This is a genomic window from Shimia sp. R9_1 (assembly GCF_017743775.1).
Taxonomy (GTDB): Bacteria; Pseudomonadota; Alphaproteobacteria; order Rhodobacterales; family Rhodobacteraceae; genus Shimia.
In genome coordinates this window covers 75,572-89,608 of record NZ_JAGHRN010000007.1, presented here as the reverse complement: position 1 = coordinate 89,608, position 14,037 = coordinate 75,572, and the positions used below count along the sequence as shown (strand labels likewise).

Genomic DNA, 14,037 nt, shown 5'->3' with positions numbered 1-14,037 from the left:
TCAGCCAAATGGCGGCGCGCTCACAAAAAACCGCCCCTTCGAGCAGGAGCGGTGTGTTGGATTAACTTGGAAGATATTCGTCAGCCCATGATGTGCTGATATCGCCGCTGGCGATCATCTGTTCAATGGCTTTCTCCGCATAGCCAAGGTCGCGCAGAATCGCGCGCGTGGAAGTGCCGAACTTCTCAGCGGGCTCAAGGGCATAGACCTTGCTTTGCGCTGGACGCACGGCGTAGGGATCAAGTTGTGTCACCTCGCGGCCGCTTGGATGATCGGGGTAGACCGAGAAAGAATAGCTGCCTTTGTCAATCCCTGGCAGACCGTCGCTTTCACGCGTGTTCAGCGCGCGCAGGGCTTCGAGGTTTTCACAGATCGTGGCCGCAATATCTGCTGCACGCAAACGGGCCACCCACTCGGAGGCGGGCTGCAGTTGGAATGCCTGAGAGAGATAGGCCGCGCGCTCTTCTTCGGGCAAGTTTGGCAACTCTTCCAACCCTTCAACCTGTGCAAAACGTGGTAAATCGCTCTCATAGGCGCTCAGCAGAATGTAGCGGCCGGAGGCGGTATAGTAGAAGCGGGTCAGAGCGTCATATCCGTTGGCCTCAGGGCCGGAAGGCTCGTCGAACAAACCGCGCCCCTTAAAGTCAAAGGCAAAAGGCGCCTGCAGCAGGCCACTGTTGGCCGTCAGAGAGGTGCGGCCCCGGCCAATGCGACCGAAGCGATGCTTTTGATAGAGCGCCGCAGCGACACTCAACGCTCCACCAAACCCGCACATGACATCGATGGTGCCAACATGGGCGTGCTCTTCGGGGCGATCCATGGCCCCCCCAAAGCGCAGCATGATGCCGGTCGCAGCCTGCACCAGATCGTCATAGCCGATATAGTCGGTCCGCGTGCCCCGCCGGACGCCGCTGAAACAATCCAGTTTACAGAAGATCGCATCCGGATTGAGCTTGCGCAGATTGTCGGCATCAAGCCCCATTTTACGGATCTGATTGTCCGGCGCATTCCAGACAATCACGTCAACGGTTTTCACCAGATCTTCAAAGACCTGACGGCCATGGCGCGAGGTGATATCTGCCAGAATGGAGCTTTTGCCGCGCATCTGCGACATGCCGTAGATCACGGTGTTCCAGCTATCATACATCGGCTCTGCCGGATCCAGTTTGATCACCTCAGCGCCAAAGCGCGCCAGATAGCTGGCAGAGTGAGGCCCGGCAATCACGTTGCATAGATCGAGGACGCGTACGCCAGACAGCCAGCCTTCGCGGCTTTCCGTTTGAGCGGGCTCCGGCAATTCTGTGCGGTGCTTTTTGAGAATTTTCAGAGCTTCGTCAAATCCGGCCCAGCGACGCGGTTCCGGCTTCAGCGCCTCTTCGCCGCTTTCCTCAAGCCACACCACTGGCCCGGGTTGTGTCATGTCACCGTAGACCGGATCCCAAACGTCGATCATCAGCCCGGAGGTCTCGGCATATTCGTCGTGAATCCACTCCTGGAGCCACCTTTGCGGCGCGCCCGGGATCATGCCGCGGCCAAACATCTTCTTCCACTCATGGGAGGTGCGGGTCATAAACACCTCCTTCATGCGCGCAGCGATCTTATCGGCCCAGTCCTTTGGCATGGGGTAAACGCCCAGCGAGGTGTTGTGTTCCCACTCCGACCACGGCTTGTAGGTGTCTTCTTCGGAGGTCAGGCCCTCTTCGACCAGTTCGTCGTAAATCCCCAGCACTTCCAGGCAGCGGCGCGCGTGGTTTTTGTGGCTGGGGCAGACCACATAGAACATCCGGCCGTCTTTGCACATGTAGCTGCGGAAGAACGGGTCCAAAAGCTCCTGCAGATCCTCGTAGCTTACGTTCATCGGCAGGCCTTCGATCCGGCGGCGCTCGATCTCTACTTCGCGCTGGGTCAGATAGCGCTGGGGCATGTCCGCAACGTGGATGGAATTATAGCAAAGCCCCTCCATCACCGCGGCAGCCAGAGGCACCTCGATGGCGTCCCCCTGCCCGGTCAATTGCCGCGCTTGCAGCGCCAGCACGGTGGCCGAAGCGGCAATCTGGGAAGCATAGGCAGAAGATAGCGGCAATGGGGAGAAGGACGGGTTGAGACCCATGAGCACGCGGTTCAGACCCATGTCGGTGAAGACACCGGAACTTGCGGCCACGATGCTCTCAAAAGCGCGCAGCTCGCGGCGTTCTTCGTCGTCAGAGGCGAAACCCGGAATGCTGAGGGTGATCAACTCTGGACGGTCATTGCGCATGGCGGCAAAATCGATGCCCAGTTTGGCCAGTTTTCCCGGGCGGAAATTCTCGATAAGAATGTCGGCCTCCGCACATAGCGCAAGCGCCTGCTCAAGACCTTCTGGCGTTTTCAGATCGAGATTTACGATGACCTTATTGCGGTTCAGCATGGCATTGGCCGGGCTGTCCCACATCGCGCCCTCGGGCGGGTCGATGTGCACAACCGTTGCCCCCAAATCCCCGAGCAGCATCGCAACGGCAGGGCCGGCGATATACTGGCCGAAGTCCACGACTTTCACGCCGGTCAACGGCAGGTTGGAAAACGAATGACGCATGTGTCCTCCGATCGTTCAGGAATTTGAGTTGCGCGGTTATTGACCGTTCAGGATCCAGCCAGCGGCTTTCTCGGCAATCATGATGGTAGGAGAGTTGGTGTTGCCGCTGGTGATTTCCGGCATTATCGAAGCATCCACCACCCGCAAGCCGCTCACCCCGCGCATGCGCAGATGCGGATCCAAGACGGCGGTGGCATCATCATCGCTGCCCATCTTTACGGTGCCAACGGGGTGGAAGATGGTGCTTGCGATGTCTCCGGCAAGGCGCGCCAGCTCTTCATCACTTTGGTACTGTGTGCCCGGCTTAAACTCTTCTGGCGCATATTTGCGCATCGCAGGCTGCGCCATGATCTCGCGCACCTGACGCAGGCTGTCGGCCGCCACTTTGCGATCGTCTTCGGTATCCAGATAATTTGGTGTGATCTCTGGCGCGTCACGGAAGTTGCCGGAGGCAATGCGCACATGGCCACGACTGGTGGGGTTGAGGTTGCAAACACTCACGGTCATGGCCGGGAAGTCATGCAGATCCTCACCAAAGGCCTCAAGGCTCAACGGCTGTACGTGGTATTCCAGATTGGCATGCGTGCGGCCCGGATCAGAGCGGGTGAAAGCCCCCAGTTGGCTCGGTGACATGCTCATGGGACCGGACCGTTTGAACACATACTCAAGCCCGATCTTGGCCTTGCCCAGCAGCGAGTTGGCAAGGGTGTTCAGGGTTTGGGTGCCCTTCACCTTAAAGACCGCACGGATCTGGAGGTGATCCTGCAGGTTTTCCCCAACATAGGGCTGGTCCATCACCACATCGATGCCGTGCTTTTTCAGAAGGTCCGCAGGACCAATGCCCGACAGTTGAAGGATTTGCGGAGAGTTGATCGCGCCAGCAGACAGCACAACCTCTTTGCGCGCGAAGGCCTCAACGGATTGACCGGCGCGGTTCACACGCACCCCAGAACAACGCAGGTCGCCTTCTTTATCAAACAGCAGCTTTTCCGCCTGCGCTTCGGTCCAGATTGTCAGATTGGGGCGCGCTTTGGCGGGACGCAGGAAGGCTTTGGAAGTGTTCCAGCGCCAGCCTGAGCGCTGATTGACGTCAAAATAGCCAACGCCGGCATTGTCGCCGCTGTTGAAATCATCGGTTTTCTGGACGCCGGTCTCCTCTGCGGCATCCGCAAAGCTGTCCAGCACCTCCCAGTTCAGGCGCTGCTTCTCAATTCGCCACTCGCCACCGTGGCCATGCATATCCGAGAAACGGCTGTTGTCCCCGGTTTTGGGGTCAGCGCCATCATCCAGTTTGTAGTGGTCCTCATGCGATTTGAAGGACTCCAGAGAATTTTCCCAGTTCCATTCTGCTTCGCCGGTCAACGCAGCCCAGTTGTCATAGTCGCGCGCTTGTCCGCGCATGTAGATCATGCCGTTGATTGAGGAGCAGCCGCCCAGGGTTTTGCCACGCGGATAGAGCAGGCTGCGGCCGTTCAGCCCTTTGTCAGGCTGCGTTTTGTAGAGCCAATCAGCGCGGGGATTGCCGATGCAGTAAAGATAGCCCACAGGAATATGGATCCACGGGTAAGTGTCAGCCTTGCCCGCTTCCAGCAAAAGCACACGATTTGCAGGATCCGCGCTCAGGCGATTGGCCAGTAAACAGCCAGCAGAGCCCGCGCCGACGACGATGTAGTCAAATTCGTTTGCTTGATCCGCCATGTCTGATCCTTCTGCCACCGGGTCGCTCAGTTCGTGATTACAGAGGGAGAGAAGTGCGAAACGCCTGACACAGCGCGCCATTGGGCTGTGTTCAAAAGACTGATCTGCATTTCCTCCCCGAAACGCAATTGATGCATAGGTATTCGACATTCAGCGGCGGGAAGCTAATGACAAATACCTCAGAGCTATATTACAAATTTTTATATGGACAGATTCTCGAACCTTAACAATCTCTTGGCCTTTGTTACCGTGGCGCGTGAGGGCAGTGTGTCCCGTGCGGCGGATGTGCTCAATCTCACCCAGCCAGCGATCAGCCATCAGATCAGGCGACTTGCAGAGGAAACCGGTCTGACCCTCTTCACCCGCACCACAACCGGTCTGCAACTCACACCCGATGGAGCAGCGATTCTGGCAAAGGCCGAGAATGTGCTGGAGGCCATGAGCGAATTCCGCCGGAGCGCCCGGCGCCGGTCCGGCCAGATCAGTGGCACCTTGCGACTGGGCACGATCGTTGATCCCGAGTTTATCCGCCTTGGACGCTTGCTGGCGATCTTGCGGCGCGAGCATGCCGCCATCGAGACGCATCTGCTGCACGGAGTGAGCGGAAATATCCTCTCGTGGCTCAGCCGCGGACAGATTGACGCCGGGTTTTATCTGAGCGGCCCCGGTGATGTTCCAAGCACCACTCCAGATACCGAAAACCCGATCCACGCGGTACATCTCGCGGATTTCAACTATCGGGTCATTGCGCCAGCTGGCTGGGGGGCGCAGGCGGAACATGCGGACTGGAAACAGCTTGCCAACTTGCCTTGGATCGGCACACCGGAGCTGTCGGTGCATCATCGCCTTTTGCAACGTGTGTTCAAGGAGCACGGCTGCACCCAAAATGTTGTGGCGCAGGTGGATCAGGAGGCGTCAATGCTGGAGATGGTGAGATCCGGTATCGGGTTGAGTTTGTGCCGTGACTCAATCGCTCTGCACCAGAAGCAGACATTCGGTCTGGTGATTTGTGAGACCGTTTCGGTGCCCGCGAGCCTCAGTTTTGTCACGCTGGAACGTCACATAAACCGCCCGATCATTGCAGAAACAGTGCGCTTGCTAGAGCAGGCTTGGTGAGCCTGCTTGTACAGGTCTGCGTGAGTGACAAAGGGCGGGTGCTGGCTTTGTGGAGTGTGTTCAAACACGCGTGCGACGCCAAAGGCACAAGCATGTAAGCACTTACGGAAAAACAGAAAAATGGCGAGCCCTGGAGGACTCGAACCCCCGACCTGAGAATTAGAAGTTCCCTGCTCTAATCCAGCTGAGCTAAGGGCCCGGTAACGGAGGTAATTAGATAGGCCTTGAAGGCATGTCAACAGAGGAGCGCCGCTCTTGGCGGTGAATTTGCAGACCGTTGATCCTGCTGGACGGTGCGCCTGTTTGAAGGGCTGATGCGATCTTGCTGCGCAGAACTGCAAATCGCTGTCAGGCTTTCTATTTGCGCCGTTTGATCGAGATGATGCAGCCCGAGTGTTTCAAGTGGCGCGCCGGTACATCTCTGGCCATTGCGTCCACATTGCCGATGTGGCGCAGCGCGCCTGATGCCAGCAATTGACCTCTCGCATTTGCCGTGCGGCGTGGCCCAAAGCCGCTGGCGACACATTCCCATTCCTCACCCGCAGCGCTCTCCTTGAAGCGCGGGGGATCATGTGGCGCGTGTCGTCCTGGTACGGCGGCGATGTGCTGAAACTTCTTGGGTGCGGATTGGATCTTTGGCTGATGCGTGGCGGAAGCTGCGGTCTGCCCTTTGGGGGCGGTGAGCTTTGCCGGGCGGGGCTTCGGGCGCACAATGACGGCATATCCGGTGGGCGACTTGTGACCGGGAACTGCCAGATGGGTCGCCGAAGGTTTGGCGGTGTTGGTAACGGGCTGGGGAATGGCCTGAGGGATTTGGTTGGGCACCGCCACGGGAGTCGGCACTGGTGTTTTTATTGGTGTTTGCAGGGGTGTTGGTGTCGCCTGAGGGATCGCCTGCGGCGTTGCGGTTGGGGTCGCAATCACCTCGGGAACGCGCTGTGGAATGCGGGCAGGCACCGCGTAAGGGATCGCGGTGTGTGTGGCCTGAGGCACAGCCTGTGGCGTTGGGACCGGCGCGTTTGGCAAGGGCGGCACCGCAGTGGGAACCGCCGTGGGCGTGGGTGTCGGGATCGCTTGCGGGACCAGAGGCGGTGCGATCACCGGCGTGGGCACGGCGTTGGGGACAGCCACGGGTGTGGGCGTTGGGGTTGCCTGAGGCGTGGCCTGCGGTGCAAGGGGCGGCGCGACAATCAAGGGCGGCACCTGAGGCGGGATGGCCACTGGTGTTGCGATCGGCGTTCTCTGGGGTGCCAAGACAGGCATCGCCGTGGGGGCCAAAACAGGTACTGCGACAGATTGCGGCGTGCTGGGCGTGCCTTTGGGAGGCAATTGGGTGGCTGTCGGGCGTGAAGGCCCAGAGGTTTGGGTATTGTGGTGCTGTGATCCGGATTGTCCGCAGCCCTGCGCGGATTGGTGCGGATTACCGACTCCACGACACCATCCGTAGTGGTTTCCGCGCGCTAGGACCGGACCGGAGAACAGCTCTGCGCTCAAGCAGGTGGCAAGGAACATCATCAGTGTTTGTCTGCGCATGGTCCCCTCACCAACTGGTTGTCAAAGCGATATAGGCGGCCGCATCCCCAGCCTCGGTCAATGGGCCGTCTTTCAGCGGAAATCCCACGTAGCTTGACAGGAAGAGATTGCGGCGGAAGTCGATGTCGACGCCAATCCCAACAGAGGCCAGCGTGGCGTCATCGACTTCAAAATCTGCAGGTGCGTTGTTGGACACATAGCCAAGGTCCAAAAACGCAAACGGCGAGACACGGTTGATGCCGGGCGTGTCTGGAAAATAGCTTTGAGACAGCTCGAACAGAGCACTGACGCCGGAATCTCCATCCACTTCGTCAAAGCGGTAGCCGCGCAAACCGTAGCGATCGCCGAGGAAGAACTCTTCGACAGAAGGCAGTCGATCATTGGTGTACTGGCCCCAGATTTCTGTGCGCCACGCAGTATTGGCGGCAAGCGCGCTGAGCGGGCTCTCGTATCCAAAACCGCCGCGCAGATGCCAGAAGGAGGCATCTCCATCATCAAATCCCGGTGCGGTATTGCTGTCTTCGTTCTCTCCAAAAGACAGCGTGGCTCCCGCTTCCAAGGCCCCGCCGCTGGCGAAGCTCTTGCCGTAAAGATAGGTTAGACCGATGACATCCGCTTCGCTGGACAGAGGAACGCCGCCGCTTTCTGAATCTGATTGGGACAGGCGATAATCCAGCAGCAGGTAGCCATAGCTTTCAACGTCTCTGACCACCGGGTAGCCCAGAGCGAGCGCTAGGTTTTACCCGTCGATCTCTGTTCTCGCAAAGCTGCCGGATATGTCACGGCGCGCATTCACTGAGCCATAATAGAGCTCGCCATCAAGCCCGTTGCTGTGCAGAGGCAAACGGTAGGTAAGTGCGCCCCAAAGGGACTCCTCGTTGTCCTGATCCCAGTTGATGGTGCCTGAGGCCTCAAGCCGGAGAAGATCGCCGACAGCAAAGGCGGAATAAAATTCCTGTGCCAGATAGAGGCTCAGGGCTTCACCAAATTCCCGCGGCGGGTTGTCGAGCGTGGCCGTGCCTGCGGATTTGGCTTGTTCCTCAACCAACACACGCAGACGAGCCCCGTTGGACGACGGGAAATCTATCTCGGTGGAGAGGTCAATGTTGGGGATATCTTCTGCCAGCATCACCGCGCGTTCAAAACGTTTGAGCGGCAGTGCAGGCACAGAGATCAGCGGCGCAAACAGACGCTCCAGAGCGGCGTATGTGCGCGCGTCGACGCCTTCGATGATCACCTCCTGAATGTGACCTTCATCCACCACGATTGCGCGGCCATCAGACGCCACACGGGCCTCGGCCAGAAAATAGCCGTCCTCGCGATAGATCTGTGAAATCGCGGCGGCAACCTGTTCTGCTGTGATCGGCCCGTGACGCTCGAAGGCAACCTGGCCGGCAAAGGTGAGCAGGACGTCGGCGTCATAAACGGTGACGCCTTTGACGCTGTGGGTGGCTTGCGCATCCCAGCTCTGCGCACGCAGGGGAACAGCCCAAACCGCAAAACAGAGAACAAAACTGGCGCAATCACGCAAAGACAACCGCATAGAGCACATACCAAAACCAAAGGTGCAACCTGCGACAAGCCTAGCCGCCAACAAAACAACCGGTAAACAAAAAACGCGGTTCAGGCGCCCGTGCCGACACAAGAGTTGCCGTCACGCGCCACTTCGTAGCGGACAGAAGAGGTTATTTGGTGAAATTGATGGGCAGGCGGAACGAAGCAAAGAGGGCGCGGATCAGATCTGCGCCCCCTCTTCGTTTGATTGCGTTCAGGCAGACAGCCTTGCGTCCACATAGAGCACGCCACGTTTGGTGCGCTCCAGATCGGTTTGCACCCGGTAGGTGGCGCCAATCTCTGACAGTGCAAGAATGTCTTCTGGCGTCCCATCAGCGAGGATGGCGCCTTGGCGCAGGAGCACCAGACGGTCACAGAATTTGGCTGCGAGATTGAGGTCGTGCAAAGCGGCAATCACGATGGGGTGCTTGCGCTCCATTTCGCTGCGGATTGAGGTCATGATCGACAGCTGATGATGCAAATCCAGCGCACTGGTTGGTTCATCCAACAAGATCACATCCGGCGCGCGCACGATGGTTTGGGCAACGGCCACCATCTGCGCCTGACCGCCGCTCAGATCCGCTATTCCACGATCTGCAAGATGAGACAGGCCAAGCGCGTTGAGCGTGTCCGCCACGCGGTCCAGATTGTCATTGCGCACGCGCCAGCCTGTGGTTTGTTTGAGCGCAAGCAAAACACTCTCAAACACCGTAAGCAAAGCGTTGCAGCCAAAGGCCTGCGGCATATAGGCGATGCGGCGCACCCGTTCTTTGCGGGATAGATGGGTAATGTCTTGTCCCTGCAACATTACCTGTCCTGAAGAGGGCGCAAGCAGCCCCGCGAGCACTTTGAACAGCGTGGATTTGCCCGCGGCATTGGGGCCGATCAGCCCGACAAAACTGCCGGGGGCGATGTCGGGAAGGCAGACATCGCGCAGGATTTGCACCTTGCCATATCCGGCATTCACATCTGTGACACGCAGTGTCATGACAATTTCTCCCGTCGTGTGCTGAGGATGATGGAGATGAAGACCGGCACCCCGATCAGCGAGGTGATGATGCCGATCGGGTAGATGATGCCTGGGGTGATGGATTTGGAGATGAGCGATGTGAGCGACAACACCAATGCGCCCACCAGGGCGGACAGGGGCACAAAGAAGCGTTGATCTTCCCCAACCAGAAGGCGGGCAATATGCGGCCCGACAAGGCCGACAAAACCAACGGTGCCCACAAAGGACACCGCTGTCGCGGCCAGCAGCGATACGCAGATCAGCATCTCCACACGCAAGCGGGCCACATCGACCCCCATGCTTTCTGCAGTGGCCTCGCCCATGCGCAGGGCGGTCATGGGCCAGGTCCGCAGCAGGTTGAACGGGATTGCGACGGCCAAGAGAAGCGCGCCGATGCTGATCTTTTCCCAGCTCGCGCGGCTGAGAGAGCCCATCATCCAGAAAACAATCCGCGCGATCTGATCCTCAGAAGCCATATATTGCATCAACGCCAGAAGCGCCGAGAAGGTGAAGAAAATGGCGATGCCAAAGAGGATCATGGTTTCAGAGCCGACGCCTTTGAGGCGTGTGGCCAAGAGAATGAACCCACATGTGGCAAGCGCAAAAACAAAGGCGTTGGTTGTCACAAGCAGCGGGCCGACCGCCGGGATCACCGAAACCCCGAGCACGATCGCCAAGGAGGCGCCAAAACTGGCCGCCGCAGACACGCCCAATGTGAAAGGCTCTGCCAGCGGGTTGTTCAGGATGGTCTGCATCTGCGCGCCGGCCACGGCCAGCAGCGCGCCGACCAGCACGGCGGTGACCGCCACCGGCAAGCGATAGTCCCAGACAATGACCTTCAGCCGAACACCGTGTGAGAGCGGGTCAAGAAACACCTCGGCCACTGTCGACAGTGGATAATGCCCGGGGCCGGTCGCCACATCCAGAAAGAAGCTTATGGCCAGAAGCGTGGCAATCACGCCAATCATGCCGTACCGCCGGGCGACCTGCGCGCCATAGCTCTGCCGCATCTGCTGCGCTGTCAGTTCCGCACTCATCAAAAATCCTCTTAAGGCAAAAAGCCCCGACTGACACAAAGCCAATCGGGGCGAAGAGCAGCGTGATCAGCTGCCGGATTTCAGGGTGCCCCAGAAGACGCCCGAATAGTCAATCGGCAGAAAGCGGTCATGCAGCTCTTGCACGGTGGCCTCTGGATCTACATCGGCAAACAGCTCCGGGTGCAGCCATTTGGCAAAGGCCTGCATCGCCACAAAGTGGTAGGGGCTGTTGTAGAACTGGTGGTAGACCGAGTGGAAACGGCCGTTCTTCACGGCAGAGAGCTCTGGCCATCCCTCACGTGCGGCAAGACCTGCCAGACGTTCCTGCACCGTGGCGGCATCGGCCTCATAGCCAAAGAGCACAGCGATGGTGTCCGGGTTGGCTTCTGACCAGTTGGCACCGGTGCCGATGATCACGTCCGGGTCATCCGCAAAGATGGCCTCAAGGCTGACATTGGTTTTAAAGCCCGGGAATTTGAGCGAGCCCCAGTTGCGACCGCCAGACAGGTCCACCAAGCGGCCCAGGTTTGCCGCGCCGTAGGTGGAGCAGCATTTGTTTGGATTGTAGCCCGCTGCGTTTTCAATGAAGACGATAGGGCGCTCTTCCGCCGGGATCTGCGCCACGCGGGAGTAGATCAGCTTGGTTTGCTGCTGGTAGAAATCGGCAAAGGCGTCTGCTTCGTCGCGTTTGTCAAAGATACGGCCCATCAGCTGAATGCTGGGCAGGGCGTTTTCTGTCGGGTTCTGGCGGAAATCCACAAAGACGGTCGCAACACCGGCTTCTTCCAGCTTGTCGATGATGCCGCTTTCCTGCGCCTTGAGCAGGTTGCCAAGGTTCATGAACACAACCTCGGTGCCCAGCGCGATCACGGCCTCAAGATTCCACTCGTCAGAATAGGGGCTGCCAAAGCTCGGCAGATCCTCGATCTCTGGATAGGTTGCCAGATATTTGCGGTAGGCATCGGGATCATAGTTGATCATGTCGTCTTTCCAGCCGACGACACGGGCAAACGGGTTTTCCTGATCCAGCAGAGCGATGGAGTAGATCATGCGACCTTCGCCAATCACCACTTTGGACGGATTTTTCTCTACTTCGACAACGCGCCCGGCGATGTCGGTCAATTTGATGGTCTCTGCAAATGCGAACGTGGCGGACGCGATGGATAGCGTCAGAGCTGCGGCGGCGGAGCAAAGACCCCGCGTCAATGATGTGACGGACATGGGTCTCTCCCTGAAAATGTTTCCCATGGCGGCGGCCATGGGCTGCGCACTGATAGATTTGTCTTATTATTTTTGTCAAGTTATCAAATTGGCGTTTGAGAGGCCCGCGAAGCGTTTCTTTGAGACTACACCTCACCCGTGCATCCTATGCGGGTTCGCTGGGTTGCGGGCGCGTTCTAGATACGTCAAACAGCGCAAAGCGCACCTGAATCGCGGCGTGCTTTATCAAAAATCCATTGAAAATATTTCGGGAAAGCCACCGCTATTTTGCGCAATCAGAATCCCTAGACTGCCGACAATCTGAAAACCTCGGATAGGACCGGAGGAGGCCTCTAGGGCACATGGCGCATCAGGATGAAATACGCTGCCAAAGTGGTGCAGTCGCGCTTCCTGTGATGGGAGCCGACGCCTATGTCTGCCTGACCGGTTCTCACACCAAACGCGCCCGGTTCAAACCCGGATGTGCTGAATTCCGCGATGGGCGATCCATCGCACCCTTTATCTGCCCTATCGGGGCAGGCGGTAGCCGCGACAAGCGGCCTGCAGAGATTGGCGCGACTGTTAAAGCCGACGTCACCACTGCTCTGACCTCTGAAACTGCCGCAATTCCCCAAGTTTGGGGCTCTGTTCCGCATATCGCGGCGCAGTGAGAAACGCCGTGTGCGCGGTTTGAGGAGAAACCGCCCACACGGCTAACAGATGGAGGTCCCAATGAGGGATGGTAGTTATACCTACAAGCTGTTTCACCGCAGCGATTTCAGCGCGTTTTGGGCGCTGTTTACCGACAACCTGATCAATCTGATGGTCTTGGCAGGGATCTGTCAGTTCGTGTTCAACATGCCCGCAGACATCGTTTACGGCCGGATCGTGCCGGGCGCTGCTGTAGCCATTCTCGCCGGTATTGCCGTCTATGTCGGCCTCGCCAAACGCGCCGCCGCCCAGCATGGGCGTGATGTGACCGCGATGCCTTACGGCATTTCGACACCGGTTATGTTTGTCTACCTGTTTGGTGTGATCGGCCCGATCTACTGGTCCACAAATGATCCGATGCTGGCCTGGCAGGTCGGGATTGGCGCTGGCTTTATGGGGGGCATCGTCGCCGCTCTGGGGGCGGTGATTGGCCCGTGGCTCAAACGGGTCACGCCGCGCGCCGGGATGCTGGGCACCCTGTGCGGCATCGCGCTGGTGTTCATTGGCACCGTGCCGCTAGCCACGGTGTTTGAGAACCCGTTCATCGGCTTTGCCTCAATGATCATCATTCTCTGGGGCCTCGTTGGGCGCTTCCGCCTGCCTTATAACATTCCGGCAGGTCTGTTGGCCTTGATCGTGGGCACAATCGTGGCGCTGAGCATCGGTGAGGCCAAGTTGAGCGCGGACGGTGTTGGCTTTTATGCGCCCCTGCCCTATTTCGGCGATCTGATTGCCGGCATTCAGCATCTGTTTGCCAATCCGGAGCTGTTTCTGGTGCTGATACCGGTTCAGATCTACAACTTCATTGAGACGATGAACAACGTGGAGAGCGCGGAAGCGGCAGGGGATCACTATCCTGTGGCAACCTGCCAGATCACCGATGGTCTGGGCACCATGGTGGGCGCGGTGTTTGGCTCGCCCTTCCCAACCACGGCCTATATCGGGCATCCGGCTTACAAGCGCATGGGCGCGCGTGCGGGCTATATCATCGGGGTTGGCGTGGTCATTCCAGTGGCTGCCTTTCTGGGGCTGCTGGCCTTCCTCAACAACCTTATACCGGTGGCCGCCGCCGCGCCGGTTCTGGTGTTTGTGGCGCTGAGTCTGATCACCAACACCGCGCATTCGGTCAAAACCGAGCATATGGCCGCTGTGACCATCGCGATGATGCCGCATGTCTCAGCCTTTCTTATGGTCAAATGGGGCTCCCTCATGGGCGCTTTGGGTGCGGTCGGGGTTGCCGGGCTGCCTCAGCTTGGTGACGAGGCGCTGACCGCCGCCCTGCTTCAGCAAGGGGCGCATTTTGAAGGCCATCTCGCCCTGTCTCAAGGGGCCATTCTGACGGGCCTTATTTGGGGCGCGATTGTTGCAAGTGTGATTGATGGCCGCTTCCGCAATGCCGGAGGCTTTGCCCTGGCTGCGTCAGCCATGTCAGCGGTTGGTATCATCCACGGCGCGAGCCTGCATTGGCCTGAACTGTCAGGTGTGACCGCCGGTTACCTGATCTCTGCAGCCTTCCTCTATATCTATCCGCTCTTTCACCGTGAGGACGACATGGTGAACCAGAACGCGGTGGTGGAAGACGCTCCGGCACCGGCGGAATAAGCCCC

Annotated in this window: 11 protein-coding genes and 1 tRNA gene; 3 read left to right on the top strand and 9 right to left on the bottom strand. The window is 58.7% G+C overall.

The features are described from left to right. Nucleotides 1-61: 61 nt before the first annotated feature. Both J7399_RS18690 and J7399_RS18685 read right to left on the bottom strand, forming a co-directional pair. On the bottom strand, nucleotides 62-2,572 hold the full coding sequence (locus J7399_RS18690) for a CoA transferase (protein WP_209088778.1): 2,511 nt from the start codon (nucleotides 2,570-2,572) through the stop codon (nucleotides 62-64). Between the two features lie 36 nt (nucleotides 2,573-2,608). Further along, nucleotides 2,609-4,270: a GMC family oxidoreductase N-terminal domain-containing protein gene (locus tag J7399_RS18685; RefSeq protein ID WP_209088775.1), complete on the bottom strand. Its 1,662-nt coding sequence runs from the start codon at nucleotides 4,268-4,270 to the stop codon at nucleotides 2,609-2,611. 204 nt (nucleotides 4,271-4,474) lie between these two features. Here J7399_RS18685 and J7399_RS18680 point away from each other — a divergent pair, with 204 nt between their 5' ends. Next, complete coding sequence (locus J7399_RS18680; protein WP_209088772.1) at nucleotides 4,475-5,386, top strand: LysR family transcriptional regulator; 912 nt, start codon at nucleotides 4,475-4,477, stop codon at nucleotides 5,384-5,386. Nucleotides 5,387-5,507: 121 nt separating this feature from the next. On the opposite strand, the gene J7399_RS18675 is transcribed toward J7399_RS18680, so the two are convergent. From J7399_RS18675 to J7399_RS18645, 7 genes are all read right to left on the bottom strand, one after another. Beyond that, nucleotides 5,508-5,585, bottom strand: a tRNA-Arg gene (locus J7399_RS18675). A gap of 158 nt (nucleotides 5,586-5,743) precedes the next feature. Continuing rightward, nucleotides 5,744-6,919 carry a hypothetical protein gene (locus tag J7399_RS18670; protein WP_209088769.1) on the bottom strand — a complete coding sequence of 392 codons (1,176 nt, stop codon included), beginning with the start codon at nucleotides 6,917-6,919 and terminating at the stop codon, nucleotides 5,744-5,746. A 7-nt stretch (nucleotides 6,920-6,926) separates the two neighbouring features. After that, nucleotides 6,927-7,631 carry a ShlB/FhaC/HecB family hemolysin secretion/activation protein gene (locus J7399_RS18665; protein WP_209088766.1) on the bottom strand — a complete coding sequence of 235 codons (705 nt, stop codon included), beginning with the start codon at nucleotides 7,629-7,631 and terminating at the stop codon, nucleotides 6,927-6,929. Nucleotides 7,632-7,658: 27 nt separating this feature from the next. Further along, on the bottom strand, nucleotides 7,659-8,462 hold the full coding sequence (locus tag J7399_RS18660) for a hypothetical protein (RefSeq protein WP_209088763.1): 804 nt from the start codon (nucleotides 8,460-8,462) through the stop codon (nucleotides 7,659-7,661). A 225-nt stretch (nucleotides 8,463-8,687) separates the two neighbouring features. Further along, nucleotides 8,688-9,461, bottom strand: coding sequence for an ABC transporter ATP-binding protein (locus J7399_RS18655; protein ID WP_209065385.1), 774 nt, complete (start codon nucleotides 9,459-9,461; stop codon nucleotides 8,688-8,690). Beyond that, on the bottom strand, nucleotides 9,458-10,519 hold the full coding sequence (locus J7399_RS18650; protein WP_247742972.1) for an iron ABC transporter permease: 1,062 nt from the start codon (nucleotides 10,517-10,519) through the stop codon (nucleotides 9,458-9,460). Before J7399_RS18650 ends, J7399_RS18655 begins: the two co-directional genes overlap by 4 nt. 66 nt (nucleotides 10,520-10,585) lie before the next feature. Beyond that, nucleotides 10,586-11,740 carry an ABC transporter substrate-binding protein gene (locus tag J7399_RS18645; protein WP_209088760.1) on the bottom strand — a complete coding sequence of 385 codons (1,155 nt, stop codon included), beginning with the start codon at nucleotides 11,738-11,740 and terminating at the stop codon, nucleotides 10,586-10,588. Nucleotides 11,741-12,081: 341 nt separating this feature from the next. Between J7399_RS18645 and J7399_RS18640 the strand changes: the two genes are divergently transcribed. Beyond that, nucleotides 12,082-12,390 carry a hypothetical protein gene (locus J7399_RS18640; RefSeq protein ID WP_209088757.1) on the top strand — a complete coding sequence of 103 codons (309 nt, stop codon included), beginning with the start codon at nucleotides 12,082-12,084 and terminating at the stop codon, nucleotides 12,388-12,390. Between the two features lie 61 nt (nucleotides 12,391-12,451). Next, a complete protein-coding gene (locus J7399_RS18635; RefSeq protein WP_209088754.1) occupies nucleotides 12,452-14,032 on the top strand; it encodes a xanthine/uracil/vitamin C permease in 1,581 nt (526 codons plus the stop codon). Nucleotides 14,033-14,037: the final 5 nt, after the last annotated feature.